Source organism: Streptomyces sp. 4N124, from assembly GCF_052245395.1.
GTDB lineage: Bacteria > Actinomycetota > Actinomycetes > Streptomycetales > Streptomycetaceae > Streptomyces.
In genome coordinates this window covers 23,109-43,191 of record NZ_JBQQBS010000031.1, presented here as the reverse complement: position 1 = coordinate 43,191, position 20,083 = coordinate 23,109, and the positions used below count along the sequence as shown (strand labels likewise).

18 protein-coding genes, 1 tRNA gene and 1 riboswitch are annotated in these 20,083 nt (G+C 68.9%); of the genes, 5 read left to right on the top strand and 14 right to left on the bottom strand.

Annotation, left to right across the window (positions count from 1 at the left end):
- The first annotated feature begins 28 nt into the window (after nt 1-28).
- Entirely contained in the window at nt 29-259 is a 231-nt protein-coding gene (locus ACTWQO_RS28005; RefSeq protein WP_210576407.1) for a DUF4287 domain-containing protein, read from the top strand.
- A 74-nt stretch (nt 260-333) separates the two neighbouring features.
- Here ACTWQO_RS28005 and ACTWQO_RS28000 read toward each other — a convergent pair whose 3' ends face one another.
- From ACTWQO_RS28000 to ACTWQO_RS27990, 3 genes are all read right to left on the bottom strand, one after another.
- Nucleotides 334-1,230, bottom strand: coding sequence for a Bax inhibitor-1/YccA family protein (locus ACTWQO_RS28000; protein WP_443240131.1), 897 nt, complete (start codon nt 1,228-1,230; stop codon nt 334-336).
- 178 nt (nt 1,231-1,408) lie between these two features.
- Nucleotides 1,409-2,584: a 4-hydroxybenzoate 3-monooxygenase gene (locus tag ACTWQO_RS27995; protein WP_443240130.1), complete on the bottom strand. Its 1,176-nt coding sequence runs from the start codon at nt 2,582-2,584 to the stop codon at nt 1,409-1,411.
- Between the two features lie 164 nt (nt 2,585-2,748).
- Nucleotides 2,749-2,831 (bottom strand) — tRNA-Leu (locus tag ACTWQO_RS27990).
- A gap of 418 nt (nt 2,832-3,249) precedes the next feature.
- On the opposite strand from ACTWQO_RS27990, the gene ACTWQO_RS27985 reads away from it, so the two are divergent.
- A complete protein-coding gene (locus tag ACTWQO_RS27985; protein WP_301981608.1) occupies nt 3,250-4,020 on the top strand; it encodes an ABC transporter ATP-binding protein in 771 nt (256 codons plus the stop codon).
- Nucleotides 4,020-6,554: an ABC transporter permease gene (locus ACTWQO_RS27980; protein ID WP_443240129.1), complete on the top strand. Its 2,535-nt coding sequence runs from the start codon at nt 4,020-4,022 to the stop codon at nt 6,552-6,554. Before ACTWQO_RS27985 ends, ACTWQO_RS27980 begins: the two co-directional genes overlap by 1 nt.
- 51 nt (nt 6,555-6,605) lie before the next feature.
- Here ACTWQO_RS27980 and ACTWQO_RS27975 read toward each other — a convergent pair whose 3' ends face one another.
- Nucleotides 6,606-7,895, bottom strand: a complete 1,290-nt coding sequence (locus ACTWQO_RS27975) for a class I SAM-dependent methyltransferase (protein WP_443240128.1) — start codon at nt 7,893-7,895, stop codon at nt 6,606-6,608.
- 208 nt (nt 7,896-8,103) lie between these two features.
- Nucleotides 8,104-9,492 carry an NAD(P)/FAD-dependent oxidoreductase gene (locus ACTWQO_RS27970; RefSeq protein ID WP_443240127.1) on the bottom strand — a complete coding sequence of 463 codons (1,389 nt, stop codon included), beginning with the start codon at nt 9,490-9,492 and terminating at the stop codon, nt 8,104-8,106.
- A 521-nt stretch (nt 9,493-10,013) separates the two neighbouring features.
- On the opposite strand from ACTWQO_RS27970, the gene ACTWQO_RS27965 reads away from it, so the two are divergent.
- Nucleotides 10,014-10,226 (top strand): hypothetical protein, encoded by a 213-nt coding sequence (locus ACTWQO_RS27965; protein WP_362944547.1) that lies wholly within the window; start codon nt 10,014-10,016, stop codon nt 10,224-10,226.
- 42 nt (nt 10,227-10,268) lie between these two features.
- Here the strand turns inward: ACTWQO_RS27965 and ACTWQO_RS27960 are convergent, their stop codons facing one another.
- From ACTWQO_RS27960 to ACTWQO_RS27920, 9 genes are all read right to left on the bottom strand, one after another.
- Nucleotides 10,269-11,228, bottom strand: coding sequence for a Ppx/GppA phosphatase family protein (locus ACTWQO_RS27960; protein ID WP_443240126.1), 960 nt, complete (start codon nt 11,226-11,228; stop codon nt 10,269-10,271).
- On the bottom strand, nt 11,225-11,755 hold the full coding sequence (locus ACTWQO_RS27955) for a DUF501 domain-containing protein (protein WP_443240125.1): 531 nt from the start codon (nt 11,753-11,755) through the stop codon (nt 11,225-11,227). The genes ACTWQO_RS27960 and ACTWQO_RS27955 overlap by 4 nt, the downstream gene beginning before the upstream one ends.
- 26 nt (nt 11,756-11,781) lie before the next feature.
- The gene (locus ACTWQO_RS27950) at nt 11,782-12,258 is read right to left on the bottom strand and encodes an FtsB family cell division protein (protein WP_443240124.1); all 477 of its coding nucleotides are present in this window, start codon (nt 12,256-12,258) and stop codon (nt 11,782-11,784) included.
- 92 nt (nt 12,259-12,350) lie between these two features.
- Complete coding sequence (gene eno / locus ACTWQO_RS27945; RefSeq protein ID WP_443240123.1) at nt 12,351-13,631, bottom strand: phosphopyruvate hydratase; 1,281 nt, start codon at nt 13,629-13,631, stop codon at nt 12,351-12,353.
- A gap of 338 nt (nt 13,632-13,969) precedes the next feature.
- Nucleotides 13,970-14,671 (bottom strand): transglycosylase family protein, encoded by a 702-nt coding sequence (locus tag ACTWQO_RS27940; RefSeq protein WP_443240122.1) that lies wholly within the window; start codon nt 14,669-14,671, stop codon nt 13,970-13,972.
- Nucleotides 14,672-14,674: 3 nt separating this feature from the next.
- Nucleotides 14,675-14,857, bottom strand: a riboswitch (cyclic di-AMP (ydaO/yuaA leader).
- A 189-nt stretch (nt 14,858-15,046) separates the two neighbouring features.
- Entirely contained in the window at nt 15,047-16,027 is a 981-nt protein-coding gene (locus ACTWQO_RS27935; RefSeq protein WP_443240121.1) for a LysM peptidoglycan-binding domain-containing protein, read from the bottom strand.
- 540 nt (nt 16,028-16,567) lie between these two features.
- Nucleotides 16,568-17,830, bottom strand: coding sequence for a cytochrome P450 family protein (locus ACTWQO_RS27930; RefSeq protein WP_443240120.1), 1,263 nt, complete (start codon nt 17,828-17,830; stop codon nt 16,568-16,570).
- A complete protein-coding gene (locus ACTWQO_RS27925) occupies nt 17,827-18,804 on the bottom strand; it encodes a nucleoside triphosphate pyrophosphohydrolase (RefSeq protein WP_443240119.1) in 978 nt (325 codons plus the stop codon). The genes ACTWQO_RS27930 and ACTWQO_RS27925 overlap by 4 nt, the downstream gene beginning before the upstream one ends.
- A gap of 76 nt (nt 18,805-18,880) precedes the next feature.
- Nucleotides 18,881-19,528, bottom strand: a complete 648-nt coding sequence (locus ACTWQO_RS27920) for a SurA N-terminal domain-containing protein (protein WP_443240118.1) — start codon at nt 19,526-19,528, stop codon at nt 18,881-18,883.
- Nucleotides 19,529-19,765: 237 nt separating this feature from the next.
- On the opposite strand from ACTWQO_RS27920, the gene ACTWQO_RS27915 reads away from it, so the two are divergent.
- Entirely contained in the window at nt 19,766-20,071 is a 306-nt protein-coding gene (locus tag ACTWQO_RS27915) for a hypothetical protein (RefSeq protein ID WP_328363222.1), read from the top strand.
- The last annotated feature ends 12 nt before the right edge of the window (nt 20,072-20,083 follow it).

Below are 20,083 nucleotides of genomic sequence, written 5' to 3'. Positions count from 1 at the left end.
CTTACATCCCCTGCGTCCGGAGGCGCCGATGTCCCACGTCCTCTCCGAGGAGACCCATCGCAACATGCTCGCCCGCATCCCCCATTGCACCGGTCGTGAAGTCTCCGACTGGCTCCGCACCGTCGACGAAGGCCCCGCCCTCTTCCGCTTCGAGGAGAAGGTCAGCTGGCTCCGCCACGAACACAACCTCGCGTACGGCCACGCGAAGGCGATCATTCACGAGTACGACCTGAGGAGGGCCGCGCGCAAGTTCTTCTAGGCGCGCACAAACGGAGAAGGGCCCCGAGCGAACCCGGGGCCCTTCCGCACAACCGTCGCAGCTCAGTCGCCGCGTCAGTCGGAACTGTTGAGGATCGCGATGATCCGCAGGAACTCCATGTAGATCCAGACCAGCGTCAGCGTGAGGCCGAAGGCCGCCAGCCACGCCTCCTCACGCGGCGCGCCGTACGCGATGCCGTCCTCGACCTGCTTGAAGTCCAGGGCGAGGAAGCACGCGCCGAGCAGGATGCCGACGACACCGAAGATGATGCCGAGCGGGCCGCTGCGGAAGCCGAGGCCGTCGCCGCCGCCGAAGACGGCGAACAGCAGGTTGATGGCCATCAGCAGGATGAAGCCGAGCGCGGCCGCCATCACGAAGCCGTAGAACCGGCGGTTGACGCGGATCCAGCCCGCCTTGTACGCCACCAGCACACCGGCGAAGACCGCCATCGTGCCGAGCACGGCCTGCATGGCCGCGCCGTCGGCGATGCGGTTGTCGACGATGCTGGACAGGACGCCGAGGAAGACACCCTCGAACGCCGCGTAAGACAGGATCAGCGCGGGCGAGGCCTTGCGCTTGAAGGACTGGACCAGGGCCAGGACCATGCCGATCAGCGCGGCACCGATGCCGATGCCGTACGACCGGCTGATGTTCGCGTCGTCGACGGGCAGCAGCGCCCAGGCGAGCGCGGCCGTGACGATCAGCACTCCGAGCGTGGTACCGGTGCGCATGATGACGTCGTCGATCGTCATGCGGCCGGTGGTGACCGGGGCCTGCGGCGGAGCGCCGTGCTGCAGGTCCTGCTGGGCGTACGGGTTCTGCGCGTACGGGTTGCCGGCCTGCGGCTGCGCGTACGGGTTGCCCTGCGTGCCCACAGCTGCGCCCCCGGCCTGCGGCGCGGTGTTGAAGCCCGCGTAGCCGTTGTCGCGGCTGAACCCCCGTCGCGAGAAGACCGGGTTGCTGCTCCTCATTTCACTCCTCCATGGCCACCCTGTGTGGCTGCCTTGGCTCAAGAGTAATAGGTAGGCAAAGGATTGACCCTAGTGCTTGGGGAGGATCTTTCCCTCGTCGTGCTGCGCAACACGCTACGCGGGCGCTTGATTCCCGGCACGGGAGGGCCGCACTCATGACCAACCTGCGACATTGACCTCACCCGAACGGAAAGCCCGTGTACCCCTCGGCGAGGTCCGTCTCGGCCGCCCGGGACGCCGCGATCCGCTCCAGCCGAGCCAGCTGGAGCCGGTCCTCGAAGGCGGTGGCGTCGGGAGTGCGGTGCAGCAGGGTCGTCATGTCGTAGGAGAACCGCTCGGCCTGCCACACCCGCCGCAGACAGGTCTCCGAATAGGCGTCGAGCCGCTCCGCCGAACCGGTCTCCTTCTCGTACGACAGTGCCCGCGCGAAGGTGACGACGTCCCCGACGGCCAGGTTCAGCCCCTTCGCCCCCGTGGGCGGCACGATGTGCGCGGCGTCCCCGGCGAGGAAGAGCCGCCCGTGCCGCATGGGCTCATGGACGTACGACCGCATGGGCGTGACCGACTTCTGGGTGATCGGCCCGCGCTCCAGCCGCCAGTCGTCGGCGGTCTCGAACCGCCGCTCCAGCTCGTCCCAGATCGCCTCGTCGGACCACTCCTGCGCGTCGGTGCCTTCCGGCACCTGGAGGTAGAGCCGGGACACGGACGGGGAGCGCATGGAGAGGAGGGCGAAGCCGCGGTCGTGGCGGGCGTAGACCAGCTCGTCGTGGGAGGGCGGTACGTCGGCGAGGATGCCGAGCCAGCCGAACGGGTACGTCCGTTCGAACGTGCGGATGAGTTCGGCGGGGATCGCCTGCCGGGCCACTCCCCAGAAGCCGTCGCAGCCGACGACGTACTCACACTCCAGGACGTCCTCACGCCCCTCGTGCCGGAACCGCACCCGCGGGCTGTCGGTCTCCGCGCCCTCGACGGCCAGCGCCTCGGCGTCGAACAGCAGCGGGCCGCCCTCCTTGAGCTGGAGGGCGATGAGGTCCTTGCAGACCTCGGTCTGCGCGTACACCATCACGGACCGGCCGCCCGTCAGCTCCGGGAAGTCGACGCGGTGGCGCCGGCGGTCGAAGCGCAGCTCGATACCGTCGTGCCGCAGCCCCTCCCGGTCCATCCGCTCGCCGGCCCCGGCCGCGCGCAGCACGTCGACCGTGCCCTGCTCCAGGATCCCGGCGCGCTGCCGCTGCTCCACGTAGGCACGGTCGCGGCTCTCCAGGACGACCGAGTCGATCCCGGCGTTGTGGAGCAGCCGGGCGAGGAGGAGCCCGGCGGGGCCTGCTCCGATGATGCCGACGGTGGTGCGCATCGATCGCTCTCCGTTCTCTGTTCGCATAGCGAACTTTTTTTCACCATCTTCTGAACGCGAGTCTCCGACGGCGCAAGCACGAAGTCAACGGTCCTACGGTGAAGTCTTCAATGAACGGGGCACGAGAAAGCGGCCGCGAAGGCGGCCGCGAGAGGGTCGGAAGGTGCCCGGAACCGGACTTGAACCGGTACGCCCGCGAGGGGCAGCGAGGTTTAAGCTCGCCGTGTCTGCATTCCACCATCCGGGCAGGCCATGGGCTCCGCATCGAGGTTCCGAGCCTATCGGGACGCATCCCTCGAACAGCGGACGGGCGGACCGATGTTGTCTTATTTTATTGACGCCTGAGGGTGCATCAGCACTTGGAACGGGCCATCCGCACTTGCCACCAGCCTTTCGTGCGGCACTCGGCGGCGTATACGGAATGACGGAATTTCACCGTCCGAACGAGGGGGCTCCACCTGTTCTTGACGAGTGGCCTCCGTGTCGTTCTTCAAGCGGGCCTCCGCTCAGGGTCGAGCGTCATCCCCAGGTATGACACAACCGCCCGCGGTCCGACCGAAGTCGCCCCCCGGAACCAGAACAGCGGCTGACTACACGGAGAGGGACGGCCGGGACGATGGATGACGTCCCCAGAACATCACCGTCGTCCTCAGGAGCGCCTTCTCGTGACCACCGCATCCATCGCCGGCCGGGCCACCGCCGTGGCCGCGCGCGCCACGGATCTGTCGAAGATCTACGGACAGGGCGAGACCCAGGTGGTCGCCCTCGACCGGGTCTCCATCGAGTTCCGCCAGGCCGAGTTCACCGCGATCATGGGCCCGTCCGGGTCCGGCAAGTCCACGCTGATGCACTGCGTGGCCGGCCTCGACACCTTCTCCTCCGGTTCCGTGCGCATCGGTGAGACCGAGCTGGGCTCCCTGAAGGACAAGCAGCTGACGAAGCTGCGCCGGGACAAGATCGGCTTCATCTTCCAGGCGTTCAACCTGCTGCCGACGCTGACGGCGCTGGAGAACATCACGCTGCCCATGGACATCGCCGGCCGCAAGCCGGACAAGCAGTGGCTGAACAACGTGATCGAGATGGTGGGCCTGCGGGACCGGCTGAGCCACCGCCCCGCCCAGCTCTCCGGCGGTCAGCAGCAGCGCGTCGCGGTCGCCCGCGCGCTCGCCTCCCGGCCCGAGATCATCTTCGGCGACGAGCCGACCGGAAACCTCGACTCGCGCTCCGGCGCCGAGGTGCTGGGCTTTCTGCGCAACTCCGTACGGGAGTTGGGCCAGACGGTCGTGATGGTCACGCACGACCCGGTGGCCGCCGCGTACGCGGACCGGGTGGTCTTCCTCGCCGACGGCCGGATCGTCGACGAGATGTACCGGCCGACCGCGGACAACGTCCTCGACTTCATGAAGCAGTTCGACGCGAAGGGCCGCACCAGCTGATGTTCCGCACCGCCCTGCGCAACGTACTCGCGCACAAGGCCCGGCTGTTGATGACCGTGCTCGCCGTGATGCTCGGCGTCGCGTTCGTCTCCGGCACCCTGGTCTTCGCCGACACCCTCTCCAACGCCTTCCGCAACCAGTCGGCGAAGAGCTACGACGACGTCGCCGTCGCCATCACCTCGCACGCCGACCCCGACAACGCCAAGGAAGAGCCCGGCCTCTCCCGGAAGACCCTCGACAAGGTCTCCGCGGTGGACGGCGTCGCCGGCGCGTACGGCCGCGTCGAAGGCTTCGCCGGGGTCGCCGACCCCGACGGGAAGCTGATCGGCGTCGGCTGGTCCAACAAGGGTTCCAACTTCGCCCCCGGCAAGGACGGCAAGGACCCCGCCTACACGTTCACCGAAGGCTCCGGCCCGGTGAAGGACAGTCAGATCGCCCTGGACAAGGAGTCCGCGACCAAGGGCGAGTACCAGGTCGGTGACCGGGTCCGGGTCGCCACGAACGGGCCGGTGAAGGAGTTCACCCTCAGCGGCGTGTTCACCACCGAGGACGGCGCGGTGAACGCCGGCGGCAGCCTCGTGCTGTTCGACACCGCCGTCGCCCAGAAGCAGTACCTCAAGGCCGGCTACTTCGAGAGCGCCACCGTCACCGCCGCCCCCGGCGCGACCGACACGAAGATCCTGGACGCGGTCAAGACGCTGCTGCCGGAGACCGCCGAGGCCCAGACCGGCCAGGCGCTCGCGGACGAGCAGGCCGCGGACATCGAGCAGGGCATGGGTTCGCTCAAGCAGGTCCTGCTCGGCTTCGCGGGCATCGCGCTCTTCGTCGGGATCTTCCTGATCTCCAACACCTTCACGATGCTGGTCGCCCAGCGCACGAAGGAGATCGCCCTGATGCGGGCCGTCGGTGCGTCGCGCAAGCAGATCACCCGCTCGGTGCTCGCCGAGGCGGCGGTGGTGGGCCTGGTCGCCTCGGTGATCGGCTTCGTGCTCGGCGTCGGGCTCGCGGTCGGTCTGCGGTCCGGGATGGCCGCGTTCGACATGAAGATGCCGGACGGCCCGCTGGTCCTGTCCGTCACGCCGGTGATCGCCGCGATCGGTGTCGGGGTGCTGCTCACGATGTTCGCCGCGTGGCTGCCCGGCCGCCGGGCCGCGAAGATCCCGCCGGTGGCGGCCATGAGCAGCGTCCACGCGGTGGCCACCACCAAGTCGCTGGTGGTGCGCAACTCCATCGGCACGGCCATCACCGGCCTCGGCGCGGCAGCGATCGTGGCGGGTGCCTCGACCGGCGGCAGCGACGGCCGGATGTACATCGGGGCGGGCGCGTTCTTCGCGCTGATCGGTGTGATCATCCTGATCCCGCTGCTGTCCCGGCCCGTGATCGCGCTCGTCCGTCCACTGCTCGTCGGCCCCTTCGGGGTGGCCGGCAAGCTGGCCGGCCAGAACGCGGTCCGCAATCCGCGCCGTACCGGCGCCACCGCCTCGGCGCTGGCGATCGGACTGACGCTGGTGACCGGCCTGTCGGTGCTCGGTATCACGGTCGGCACGGCCATCGACAAGATGACCACGGACAACATCAAGGCCGACTACATGGTCTCGATGGCGAACGGCGGGGACCTCGACCAGTCCGCGCTGACGGCGCTGGAGAAGGCGAAGGGCGTCACCGCGGTCTCGCCGCAGCAGGACGTCGGCCTCGAGGTCGGTGCCGATGACTTCGTGTCCGCTTCGGGGGTCACACCGGGCGCCATCCAGCGGGTCCTGAACGTCGACGTCGTCAGCGGCGACATCGACTCGCTCGCCAAGGGCCAGATCGCAGTCGCCGAAAAGACGGCCAAGAGCAAGGGCTGGAAGACCGGCGACAGCGTCAACGTCACCTTCACCGACGAGACGAAGGGCACGCTGACGGTCGGCGCCGTCTACAAGGACAGCGAGTTCCTCTCCCCCGTGCTCATCGACACCAAGGTCGTGAACCCGCACGAGGTGAAGCCGTACATCCCGCAGATCTTCGTGAAGGTCGACGGCGGCCAGACCTCGGCGAACGAGCAGGTCCTCATCGACGCGCTGGGCGACAACCCCGCGATGACGGTCATGGACAAGCAGGACATCCGCAACGAGTTCGGCGGCGCCATCAACACGATGCTGAACATCATGTACGGCCTGCTGGCGATGGCCCTGATCATCGCGGTGCTGGGCGTCGTCAACACCCTCGCGATGTCGGTCTTCGAACGGCAGCAGGAGATCGGCATGCTGCGGGCGATCGGTCTCGACCGGCGCCGGGTGAAGCGGATGGTCCGGCTGGAGGCCGTGGTCATCTCGGTGTTCGGCGCGGTGGTCGGCATCGGTCTCGGCTCGTTCCTCGGCTGGGCGATCGGCGAGACCATCGCGGAAGAGATCCCGGGCTACGCGCTGGTCCTGCCCTGGGACCGGATCGGGATCTTCCTGGTGCTGGCCGGACTGGTGGGCGTCCTGGCCGCGCTGTGGCCGGCCCGCAACGCCGCGAGGCTGAACATGCTCAACGCGATCAAGACGGAATAGCCGTACGAGCGCATGGGCCCCGTTCCCGGGAGGAGCGGGGCCCTTGGCGTTTCAGCCCCAGATGCGGGAGCGCAGCGGCATGCCCGAGTCACCCGATGCGGGTGTGCGGACGGCCAGCACCTGGTTGACGCCGATGCGGTTGTGCTCGAAGGACAGCGCGCAGGCCGCCATGTACAGGAGCCAGACGCGGGCGCGGCCGGGGCTGGTGAGCCGTACGGCATGGGCCCAGTCGGCCTGCAGGTTGGCGACCCAGCGGCGCAGGGTGAGGGCGTAGTGCTCGCGGATCGCCTCGACGTCCCGCACTTCGAACTGCGCACGCTCCAGCTGGGTCACGGTGGTGCCGACGGGGGCGAGTTCGCCGTCGGGGAAGACATAGGAGTCGATGAACTCGTCCACGCTGTACGTCGATTCGTCGCGCTGCGGGCGGCGGGCGATCTGGTGGTTGAGCAGCCGTCCGCCGGGCTTGAGCAGGGCGTACAGAACGCGGGCGTACTCCAGGTAGCGGGCGGAGCCGACGTGTTCGGCCATGCCGATGGAGGAGATCGCGTCGTAGGGCCCGTCGGCGACGTCCCGGTAGTCCTGCACCCGGATCTCCACCTTGTCCGTCAGCCCCTCGCCCGCGACGCGCTTACGGGCGTACGCGGCCTGCTCGTGGGAGAGGGTGATGCCGACGACGCTCACGCCGTGCTCGCGGGCGGCGTGGATGGCCATGGAGCCCCAGCCGCAGCCGACGTCGAGCAGCCGCTGACCGGGCGTCAGGGCGAGCTTGCGGCAGATGAGTTCGAGCTTGTCGCGCTGGGCGTCCTCCAGCGTCCCGGCGTCCTCCCAGTAGGCGCACGAGTAGACCATGGACGGGCCGAGGACGATCTCGTAGAAGTCGTTGCCGACGTCGTAGTGATGGCTGATCGCGCGTCTGTCGCTGCGCTTGGTGTGGAGGTGGGCGCGACCGCGGCGGACCTCCTCGCGGGGCGGGGCGGGCGGCAGCGGGGGTCCGGCGAGCTTCACCAGTCCGCGTACGGCGGCCCGCACCTCGGGGTCGCGCAGCGCCTGGACGAGGGTCCGGTCGTCCTCCCCGCGCTCCCAGATGAACTCGGCCATCAGGTCGAGGGCGGTGTAGAGGTCGCCGTCGATGTCCAGGTCACCGGCGACCCAGGCGCGGGCGAGGCCCAGTTCGCCCGGCTTCCACAGCAGCCGACGCACGGCACGGCGATTGCGTACGACGAGGGTCGGCGCACCCGGCGGCCCCGCCTGCGAACCGTCCCAGGCGCGGATGCGCACCGGGAGCGGTACCCCCAGCAACTGTTCGATGAGGCTCTTCAGCCGCTGTGCGGCGTCTGGCATGGCGCACACCTCCGTGACGGGGATCCCGGAATGTCCCAACACCACGTAAACAAAAACAGGGGGGCTGCGCAGTCCCCCAAGAGCGTTACAGCTCGGCAAAATACATGCAGCAACCACGCATTCAGCTCGTCCGGCGCGTGAACGCCGAAGGGCCTCCCGCACCACGGATGGCGGGAGGCCCTTCGGTTCGTTCAGCGACCGGAGCCGGTCAGGAGGCCTTGGCCTCGCTCTTCTTCTTCTGCTGTGCCGCCGCAGGCGCCGGCGCGGGCTTCGCGGCCTCGTAGAACTCCTCGCGCGGGTGCTCCATCGCGCCGAGCGAGACGACCTCGCGCTTGAGGAACATGCCGAGGGTCCAGTCGGCGAAGACACGGACCTTGCGGTTCCAGGTCGGCATGGCCAGACCGTGGTAGCCGCGGTGCATGTACCAGGCGAGCCGGCCCTTGAGCTTGATCTTCATCTTGCCCATGACGATCATGGCGACGCCCTTGTGGAGGCCGAGTCCGGCCACCGCGCCCTTGTTGGCGTGGGCGTAGTCCTTCTGCGGGAAGCCCCGCATACCGGAGATCACGTTGTCGCCGAGCACCTTGGCCTGACGCAGCGCGTGCTGGGCGTTCGGCGGGCACCAGGCGTTCTCGTTGCCCGCCTTGCGGCCGACGAGGTCCGGGACCTGGGCGTTGTCGCCGGCGGCCCAGATGTAGTCGGTGCCCTTGACCTGGAGGGTCGGCTCGCAGTCGACGTGACCGCGGGGACCGAGGGGCAGGCCGTAGCGGGAGAGGACCGGGTTGGGCTTGACGCCGGCGGTCCACACGATGGTGTTGGAGTCGACCTCGAGGCCGTTCTTCAGCACCACGTGGCCGTCGATGCAGGAGTCCATGGAGGTGGAGAGGTAGACCTCGACCCCGCGGGCCTCCAGGTGCTCCTTGCCGTACTGGCCGAGCTTGGGGCCGACCTCGGGAAGGATCTTGTCGGCGGCGTCGACGAGGATGAACCGCATGTCCTCGCGCGAGACGTTGGTGTAGTACTTGGCCGCGTCGCGGGCCATGTCCTCGACCTCGCCGATGGTCTCCGCACCTGCGAAGCCACCGCCGATGAAGACGAAGGTGAGCGCCTTGCGGCGGATCTCCTCGTCGGTGGTGGAGGCGGCCTTGTCGAGCTGCTCCAGCACGTGGTTGCGCAGGCCGATGGCCTCCTCGATGCCCTTCATACCGATGCCCTGCTCGGCGAGGCCGGGGATCGGGAAGGTGCGGGAGACCGCGCCGAGCGCGACGACCAGGTAGTCGAAGGGCAGCTCGTACGCCTCGCCGACCAGCGGGGCGACGGTGGCGACCTTGCGGTCCTGGTCGATGGTGGTGACCCGGCCGGTGAGGACCTCCGCCTTGGGCAGCACGCGTCGCAGCGGGACGACGACGTGGCGAGGGGAGATGTTGCCGGCGGCGGTTTCGGGGAGGAAGGGCTGGTAGGTCATGTACGACCGGGGGTCGACGACCGTGACGGTCGCCTCGCCGTAGCGCATCTTCTTCTGAATGCGCCGAGCTGCGTACAGGCCTACGTACCCACCGCCTACTACGAGGATCCTGGGACGCTCCGTGGTGCTCATGCCATCGAGTATCCACCTGCCCCAGGGGGGTGGCTCGTGCGCCCCTTCACAAGCTCCGGCAGGGGGTGTGTTATTCTGCGCGGCCCGCGTGACACAGGTCATGCCGGCGAGGGGGAACCACCGTACCGGTCGACCCGTTGTCAATGCCGCGTGAGCTGCCTCTCCGTTCCGCCGCGTCCCGCGTGAGCCCCTCGAAACACCCTCCGCGACACCCTCGCGCAACGTCTCCGTCACGCACTCCTGACCACGTCCACAGGCCCTCCGAACCCCCGGAAGGACCAACCGGAGCCCGTTCGTCGCCCAACAGGGCAGAATTCCTTGTGAAGAACTTCACGAACTTTTCCGGCGGGGTGTCGTGGAGCGGCGCGTCACGCTCCTCGGATGCGCTCATACGTTATCCGGCCTGCTCAGCCGATGGCTACCGATGGGTAATAAACGAGAGCTACGCCACCGGTGCGTGTCGTTCACCCGTCAGCCACGCTCCGCGCGATATTGGACAGAAGTGTGCATAGCGTGCCCGCATGAGCACTTCACAGCTGGCCAAGAAGGCCACTTCGCGAATAGGCGCAGTCAGCGCGGTCCTGGGTATCGCTCTTGCGATGGGCGCGGTGACGACCGCATCCGCCGCCGCGACACCCGCCACTCACGCCGCCGTAAAGGCCACTCCGGCCAAGGGTGGCGGCCATGGCGATGATGGGGGGTGCAGCGGCCTCATCGTCCTACTCTGCAACTGACGGACAGCCCGCTCGGGCTGCAGCGAAGGCCCCGGTTCCTCTCTACGAGGAGCCGGGGTCTTCCGCCACCTTGAAGGCGATGCCGTCGAGGATGTCGTGCTCGCTCACGACGACCTCCTCGGCGCCGATCCGCTCCATGATCGAGAGAAGTACGAGAGCGCCCGCACCGATCACGTCCACGCGCCCCGGATGCATGGAGGGGATGGCCGCGCGCTCGGCGTGGGTGGAGCGCAGGAGCCGTTCGGTGATCTCCCGGACGCGGTCGTGCGAGACACGGGAGTGGTGGATGGCGACGGAGTCGTACTCGGGCAGATCCAGCGCGATCGCGGAGACCGTGGTGACCGATCCGGCCAGGCCGACCAGCGTGCGCGCCTCGCGCAGCGGAACCGTCTCCTCGGCGAGGTCGAGGGCGGCTTCGATGTCGGCGCGCATCGCGGCGATCTGCGCCTCACCGGGCGGGTCGGACACCACGCCCTCACGTACGAGGTGCCGCTCCGTCATCCGCACACAGCCGACGTCCACGGAGCGCGCGGCGCGCACATGCTCCTCCCCCACGACGAACTCGGTGGATCCGCCCCCGATGTCCACCACGAGGTACGGCTTGTCGAGGTGATCGCTCCCCGCCAGCTCCTTCGTCGCCCCCGTGAACGAGAACTCCGCCTCCAGATCACCGGAGATCACCTCGGGCTCCACCCCGAGAATGTCCAGCACCTCCCGCACGAACTCGTCCCGGTTCTCGGCGTCCCGGGAAGCCGAGGTGGCCACGAACCGCAGCCGCTCCGCCCCGTGCTCCTTGATGATCGCCGCGTACTCCCGGCACGCCGCGAACGTCCGCTCCAACGCCTCCGGCGCAAGCCGCCCGGTCCGATCCACCCCCTGCCCGAGCCGCACGATCGTCATACGCCGGTCCAGATCGACGAGTTGACCGCTCTTTGGGTCCACGTCGGCGACGAGAAGCCGGATGGAGTTGGTACCGCAGTCGATGGCGGCGACGCGGGTCACTGCTCGTCCTCCTTCGGCGCCGTCACACACGCCCCCTTGAGCCACCACTCCGGCAGCATCTCGATCGCCTCGTCACCAAGGGGGTTCACACCCGGCCCCGCGGCCAGCGAGTGCGCGACAAGCACATGCAGGCACTTCACCCGGTCCGGCATACCGCCCGCGCTCGGAAAGCCCTTCAGCTCCTCGATCTCGTCCCGGCGCCGGATGTAGTCCTCGTGCGCGGAGCGATACGCGGCGGCCAGCTCCGGGTCGGCCTCCAGACGCGCCGTCATCTCCTTCATGACGCCGTTCGCCTCAAGCGTGCCGATCGCCGACGCGGCCTTGGGGCACGTCAGGTAGTACAGCGTCGGGAAGGGCGTTCCGTCGGGCAGTCGCGGCGCCGTCTCCACGACGTCCGGCTGCCCGCACGGGCACCGGTGCGCGATGGCGCGCAGCCCGCGCGGCGGACGCCCGAGCTGCTGCTTGAAGGCCTCGACGTCCGCGTCGGTGGGCTCGGTGCGCGGAGTGGACGGCGGGGGCGTTTCCATGCTCGTACGAAAATCTCTCTGTCAGTTCACTGGTCGGAGGCGTCGGACTTGTCGACGCCGTCCCAGACGTTCAGGTACCAGGGACGGTCCGCCGCCCCGGTGTCGGCGCGCGACTGCTTCGCCGCGTGCGGGTCGACCACGATGAACCCGGTCTCCCCCGGCATCACATAGTGCAGCCGCTGCCGGATCTGCTGCTGGGCGTACGCGTCGTCCTGCCAGCGCGCCTTGAGGTCCCGCAGCTGCTCGACCCGCTCGTGGGCCAGCTGCTTCTGCTGCTCCAGGTCGGCGATCTCGGCGCGCTGGGAGACGTACTGCCTTATCGGATAGGCGAGGGCCACGACCAGCGAGCACAGGACGAGTGCCAGCAGCGCCGCGCGGCCGGTCAGCCGGGAGCGGCGGGCCTGGCGTTTGGTCTGGGACCGGTAGACACGGGCCGCCGTCTGCTCGCCGAGCAGCCGGATCCTGGTCGCGGTGGAGAAACGGTCCCGGTCCTTGACGGCCATGACCCACCTCCCCTTCATACGTGCGTACGTCCCCGCACACGGTACGGGACCGAGTACGGGGACGTACGTACGACGCTGCTCTAAGGCCTGTGTCAGTCCTTGAAGCGCGGGAAGGCGCTGCGACCGGCGTACACCGCCGCGTCGTCGAGGATCTCCTCGATGCGCAGCAGCTGGTTGTACTTGGCGACGCGGTCCGAGCGGGCCGGGGCGCCGGTCTTGATCTGACCGCAGTTCACGGCGACGGCGAGGTCGGCGATGGTGACGTCCTCGGTCTCGCCGGAGCGGTGGGACATCATGCACTTGAAGCCGTTGCGCTGGGCCATCTCGACGGCGTCCAGGGTCTCGGTCAGCGAGCCGATCTGGTTGACCTTGACCAGCAGGGCGTTGGCGGAGCCCTCCTCGATACCGCGGGCCAGGCGCTCCGGGTTGGTGACGAAGAGGTCGTCGCCGACGATCTGGACCTTGTCGCCCAGCTTCTCGGTGATGGCGTTCCAGCCGGCCCAGTCGTCCTCGTACAGCGGGTCCTCGATGGAGACGAGCGGGTACGCGGAGACGAGTTCCTCGTAGTACTCGGTCATCTCGGCGGCCGAGCGGGACTTGCCCTCGAACTCGTAGCTGCCGTCCTTGTAGAACTCGGACGCGGCGACGTCGAGCGCGAGCGCGATCTGCTCGCCGGGGACGTAACCGGCCTGCTTGATGGCCTCGATGATGAGGTCGAGCGCGGCGCGGTTGGACTCCAGGTTCGGGGCGAAGCCGCCCTCGTCGCCGAGGCCGGTGGACAGGCCCTTGGTCTTCAGCACCTTCTTGAGCGTGTGGTAGACCTCGGCGCCCCAGCGCAGGGCCTCGGAGAAGGTCTCCGCGCCGATCGGGGCGATCATGAACTCCTGGATGTCCACGTTGGAGTCGGCGTGCGAGCCGCCGTTCAGGATGTTCATCATCGGCACCGGCAGCAGGTGCGCGTTCGGGCCGCCCAGGTAGCGGAAGAGCGGGAGGTCACTGGCCTCGGAGGCGGCGTGCGCGACGGCGAGGGAGACGCCGAGGATGGCGTTGGCGCCGAGCGAGCCCTTGTTGTCGGTGGCGTCCAGGTCGAACATCGCCTGGTCGATCAGGCGCTGCTCGGTGGCGTCGTAGCCGACCAGCTCCGGGCCGATCTGCTCGATGACGGCGAGGACGGCCTTCTCGACACCCTTGCCCTGGTAACGGTTGGGGTCGCCGTCACGCAGCTCGATGGCCTCGAAGGCGCCGGTGGACGCACCGGACGGAACGGCGGCACGACCCGTGCTGCCGTCGTCGAGGCCGACCTCGACCTCGACCGTGGGGTTGCCTCGGGAGTCCAGGATTTCCCGGGCTACGACGACGTCGATGGACGGCACGAGCATCTCCTTCGTGGATGTGACGCGGTTTAGCAGGACCGCAGCGGCTCTGCGAGATGAGCCTAACCGGCTCCGGGCGATCGGCCACCGGGTCACCCACCCGATGGACAGAACCGAGAGCAAATTGTTTCTGAACGGAACAAAAAGTGGGGCGGACGTGGGGCCGACGCGGGGCCGACTCGGGGCAGAAAAAAGCCCCGCCCCGGTGCGTACGGGGGAATGACGCACCGGGGACGGGGAGCCCGTGGGGACGGGGGGACCCTCACGAGGCCTTCAATACATAGACCACGGATGTGAGGGAGCTGTGGTTCAGCCGTGTTCTGCCCGTGAAGGCAAGATCACTTGAGGTGCAGCTGCTGACCCGGGTAGATGAGGTCGGCATCCTCGACGATGTCCTTGTTCAGCTGGAACACCTTGTCCCAGCCGCCCTTGACGTCGTGCTCCTCGGCGATGGTGCTGAGGGTGTCGCCCTTGACGACCTTGTACTCGCCGTCGCCCTTCTTGACCTTCTTGCCGGTCGGGGTGGTGACGGTCTTCTTGGTGCTCTGCTCGGCGGCGGGGCGCTCGGCGGAGCGGGAGGCCGACTGCTGCTCGCTGGAGCGCGTGGTGCTCTCGCTGCTCTGGTTCTGCGAGGAACCGCTCGACGAGGCGCCGGAGCCGTTGTACGAGGCGCTCGACAGGCCGGTGCCGCAGTTCGGCCAGGCACCCTTGCCCTGGCCCGCGAGGACCTTCTCGGCTATCGCGATCTGCTGGGCCTTGGAGGCCTGGTCGGCGGTGGCGGCGTACTGCGTGCCGCCGTACGCGGCCCAGGTGGAGGCGGAGAACTGCAGACCGCCGTAGTAGCCGTTGCCGGTGTTGATGGACCAGTTGCCGCCGGCCTCGCACTGGGCGACGGCGTCCCACTCGGAGGCGGTGGCGGCGGAGGCGTTGCCGGCCGCCATCAGCGGGGCGGCGACGGCGGCACCGGTGACACCGGCGATGGCGATGGCACGAGTGGCCTTGGACGGACGGCGGTGCTTGCCCTTGCCGGAAAACAGCATGATTGATCCCCTCACCGACGCCTGCGAGGTGAGCTGTCGGGTTCGGGCCGGTTGAGTTGCCCGGCCATGTCTCGTACGAGGCTTTCGTCCCGTACGGGGCACGGCTTCACCCCAAGCCGCTCGGTCAACTGACCGGCGCGGCGCTTACCTTGGGTCCCCCGCTCCTGCCTACGGCGCTGTTAAGCGACGACTGTTCCCGTGCGGCCACTGGCAGGATTCGGCGTTGTGGCAGCCGGGGCTCGTGTTGGCGAGCGGTGATGACCGTAGACACGCGATCCGTGGAATTTCAAAGACGATCAGGGCTTCTGAGACTCATCCCACACTTTCACTAAACCGGACATTCAGCGCGAAGCAGGGCGTCAACTACCGTTGGATTTAGCCCGTTTCGATACCGACTTCGAGGGTCTGACCGGGGATGATGAGGTCCGGGTCGGTACCGATGGTTCCCTGGTTCTCGGTGTAGAGCGCCCGCCATCCGCCGTTCAGCTCAAGGGAGTCGGCGATGGTCGCGAGAGTGTCCCCGGTGCGGACGCTGTAGGTGGCGTGACGGCCGGAGGTGTCGGTACGTACGTCACTCTCGGCCTCGTCCGCGCTGACGCCCCGATGTTTGCCGGTTCCGGTTCCGGTGTCCGTAAGGTACGAAGAGCCGCCACTCTGGCCCGACTTGCCCGTATCGTCACCCTCGACGGGACCCGCGGAAGGGCTGGCGGAATCCTGCGAGGCACTCGGGCTGGAATCGGGGGATGTGTCTGACTTGGCCGAGTTGTCCGCCGCATCCGACGGCTCGTCAGACGGAGACGGGGAGGACGGCGAAGGGGAGGACGAGGAAGGGGAAGCGGAGGGGGACGACTCCGAAGAGGATGACTCAGGTGACTCAGGTGAGTCGGACAAACCGGATGAGTCGGAGGAAGTGTCGGGCGAGGTGGACGGTTCGGCCGATGCCTCGCCCGCCAGGCCCGTGTCGACGTTCGCCGAGCGGGAGTCCTCACCGAGGCCGTGGAGCAGTCCGCAGGCGGGCCACGCGCCGGCGCCCTGGTCCGCGAGGATCTTCTCGGCGACGGCTATCTGCTGGGAACGGCTGGCCTGGTCGGCGCTCGGGGCGTAGTCGAGGCCGCCGTACTGCTCCCAGTCCTCCTGGGGCAACTGCAGCCCGCCGAAGAACCCGTTGCCGCTGTTGGCGCTCCAGGCGCCGCCGCTCTCGCACTCCGCGACCTTGTCCCAGGTGCTGCCGTCGGCCGCGCTCGCGCCGCTCGCACCGAGGAGGGGGATGGCGATGGCGGAGCCGGTCACTCCGGCCGCGACGAGCAGGGCCGGGGCCTGACGGGGGCGACGGTGACGACCGTTCCCGGAGAGCATGCGGGGGCCTTTCGCGAGACAGCAGGGACCGGCGCGGCGGGTGGGGCTGAGGGGCCGCGCTGATCCGTGAACGTATAGGCAGCCCCTCACTTGTCACAAGTTAATGCCGCGTAGATCACGTGAAGATCACAGACATGAGTGCGTGTCACCTTTGCGCAGGTGAGGCGAGTTGGCCAGGTGGCGCGAACTCGACGGGCAAGTCATCAGCGGGATGGCGTGACACGACCGGCAGGCCACCGGCCCGGTGGCGTGAACTCCACCGGCAAGCCACCAGCCCGGCGCCGCGAACACGACCGGCAAGCATTCAACCGGGCGGCGCGAACTCCACCGGCAAGCATTCAACCGGAAGGCGTGAACACGACCGCAAGCCACCAGCCCGCCGCCGCGAACTCCACCGGCAAGCATTCAGCCGGAAGGCGTGAACACGACCGCAAACCACCAGCCCGCCGCCGCGAACTCCACCGGCAGGCCATCAGGCGGGAGGCGTGAACGCGACCGGCAAGCATTCAGCCCGGGGCCGCGAATGCGACCGGCAAGCATTCAGCCCGGCGGTGTGAACTCGACCGGCAGTGTGCGCAGTCCGCGCATGATGAGGCCGCCGCGCCATCTCAGATCGGTGGAATCCACCGCGAGTCGCAGGTCGGGGAGGCGGGTGAGGAGTGTGGCGAGGGCGGTCTGGCCTTCCAGGCGGGCGAGTGGGGCGCCGAGGCAGTAGTGGATGCCGTGGCCGTATCCGAGGTGTTGGTTGTCACGGCGGCCGAGGTCGAGGACGTCGGGGTCGGCGAACCGCTCCGGGTCCCGGTCGGCCGCGGCGAGGACGACGAGGACGGGGTCGCCCGGCGCGATGTGCTGCCCGCCGACGGTGAGCGGCTCGGTGGCGAACCGCCAGGTGGCGAGTTCCACGGGGCCGTCGTAGCGCAGGAGTTCCTCGACGCCGGTTTCCAGGAGGGCGGTGTCGTGGGCGGCAAGGGACCTCTGGAGGCGGGCTCGCTGCTCGGGGTGGGTGAGGAGGGCGTACGTGCCGTTCCCGATGAGGTTGACGGTCGTCTCGAAGCCGGCGAACAGGAGGATGAAGGCCATCGCCGCGGCCTCGTTCTCGGTGAGGTGCTCGCCGTGGTCGGAGGCGCGGATGAGACCGGAGATGAGGTCTTCGCCGGGCGTGGGTTCGGCGGGGAGGGCCGCGCGCTTGCGGTGGATGAGGTCGGCGAGATAGCCCCGCATCTTCTTCACGGACCGCGCGACCCCGCCCCTGGGGCCCCCTTGATGCCGGATCATCATGCCCGCCCAGTCCCGGAAGTCGTCCTGGTCCTCGCGGGGGACGCCGAGCAGGTCGCAGATCGCGTAGATGGGGAGCGGGAACGCGAACTCGTGGATGAGGTCGGCGGATCCCTTCTCGGCGAACCGGTCGATGAGATCGTCGGTGAGCTCCTGGACCCGGGGCGCGAACTCGGCGACGCGACGAGGGGTGAACGCCTTGGAGACCAGCCTCCGCAGCCTGGTGTGGTCCGGCGGATCGATGTTCAGCAGATGCGTCATCAACTCGGCCTTGCGCTCACCGGGGATGCCGGTCTTGCCCTTGGCGTGCGCGGGCTCGTCATGGTGCGCCGGGTTCTTTGACAGGCGCGCGTCGGCGAGTGCCTGCTTGGCGTCGGCGTACCGGGTGACCAGCCAGGCCTCCACACCGCTGGGCAACCGCGTCTTGTGGACGGGCGCGTGCTCGCGGAGCCAGGCGTAGGCGGGGTAAGGGTCGCTCGCGAACTCCCAGGTGAACAGCTCGGGGGCGGGAGCGGGGTGCGCGCTCATACCCCCTCCGTCTCCCTGATCGCGTCCCGGTAGGCCCGGGCCGCCGCCCGCAGCGCGGCCTCCGGGTCCACCCCGTCGGCCTCAGCGCGGGACGCGAGCGCCAGCAGCTCATAGCCCACGCCCTCGGCCTTCGGCAGCGGCACGTCGAGTCCCGCCGTGCGCACGCGCGAGGCCAGCTTCGCCGCGAGGGCGAGGCCGGGCTGGCCGAGGGGGACGCCGTCGGTCACCGACTTCCGCCGCTTCTCGGCCGCCTTGGTGCGCAGCCAGTGCTCCTTGACCTCTTCGGGGGTCGTCGCCGTCTCGTCGCCGAAGACGTGCGGGTGGCGGTGGATCAGCTTGGTGACGATTCCGCCCGCCACGTCGTCGATGGAGTACGGGGAGTCGGTGTCCTCCTCGGCGATGCGGGCGTGGAAGACGACCTGGAGCAGGACGTCCCCCAGCTCCTCGCGGAGTTCATCGGCGTCGCCGTCCTCGATCGCCTCGACGAGTTCGTACGCCTCCTCGATCGCGTACTTCGCCAGGCCCTTGTGGGTCTGCTGCGACGACCAGGGGCACTCGGCGCGGATCCGGTCCATGACCTGGACGAGGTCGAGGAGGCGGGCGCCCGGCAGGTCGTACGAGGCGGGCAGCAGCTCCAGGTCGGGCATGTGGAAGCGGCCCGATCCGGCGAGCCGCGCGAGGCCGTCCGTCAGGGCCGGTTCGCCCTCGCCCGTGGCGACGACCACCACCGTCCGCCCTCCGGCGCAGATGTCGACCAGGTCCTCGGCGGTCGGGGACGCCTCGTCCACCGATATCCCTGCCTCCCGCAGATACGGCAGCTGCGGGTGCGCGCCGTCCGCGCACAGCACCCGGTCGGCGCCGTGCAGTGTCTGCCACGCGGACCAGGACAGCAGTCCGGGCGCGACGCGGTGGCTGGTGGTGAGCAGGATGATGCGGCCGGAGGCCTGTTCTGCTTCTGCGCTGGTTGCGTTCACTCTCCGAACGTAACGCACCCCACTGACGGTGCCCCGAGTTGTCCACAGGGGGCAGGCGGCGGTTGCCGCCGTGCCGTTACGCCGTCTCCTGCGTCCCCGTCGCCGTGACCTCCCGGACCCATGGGGTCTTCGCGTCGACGCGGCTGCTCTTCTCGACGTCCCAGGCGCCGTAGCGCGGGTTGAGGTCGACGTTCAGCTTGTCGGAAGCCTCGGACAGTGCCTGCCAGAAGGCGGGCTGGCTGGTGTCGGTGCCGAGGTTCTCGGCGAGTTTCTGGGCCTCCAACTGGAGGCGGAGGTTCTCGTCGAGGCGCTCCGGGGGGACGCCGTACTGCTGGAGCCAGGTCGTCTCCAGCCCCTTGGCTCCGCCGGCCTGCTCCTCCAGGGAGGTCCGCATCTCCTGGATCTCCTTGCGGGAGACGGTCACGCCCGCGTCCTGGGCGGCGCGGTGCAGCACCTGGTCGAGGACCATGCCGTGCAGGGTGTCGCGGGTGAGGCTGCCGGTCTTGGTGATGGCCTGCTCGTACTGTGCCTCGTCCGCGACGACCGCCCGCTGGGCCTCGCGTACCTCGCTGACCCTGTTCTCCAGCTGGGAGACGGTGATCCGCTGTCCACCGACGACGGCTGCCGCGCCGGGGTGCGCATCGTTTCCGCATGCGGTGAGAAGGGGGGCCGCGGCGACGATCGCGGCGGAGAGGAGGAGCGCGGTGCGACGACGGCGGTGCAAGGAAGCCTCCTGAGGAGATTGTGCGGCGGTGCACAAAGTCTTGCGGTGATCGATGGTAGGCAGTGGCCAAGCTCTGGCCAACCCATTCGACCAACGATTCATCAGGACTTCGGGCACCTGGGAACCCCGTCGGGTCGCACGTACGGCCCTCGATGAAGGGCCGGGTCTGCCGGACCCGCCTAGCGTCGAGGTGAAAGCCGGTGCCGACCGCACCGTGCTCCGAGGCAGAGGAGCCCCATGTCCGTCGTCTTGAATCTGCGCTGGCCGGAGATCACCCCCGAGGTGTACGAGGCCGCTCGCTCCGAGGTCCGCTGGGAGGAGGAGCCCGCGGACGGCCTGGACCTGCATGTGTCGTGGTATGCCGCGGACGGCTTCCACGTGCTCGACGTGTGGCGTACGGAGGACCACTTCGAGCGGTTCGTCGAGGAGCGGCTCGCGCCCGTGATCAAGGGCAAGCTGGGCGTCGAGGGCGACCCCGTCTACGAGTTCGCCCCCATGCACCGGCGGTTCGTGGCCCCCGGGGTCGCCGGAGCGTCCTCGTAGGACACGGCTCGG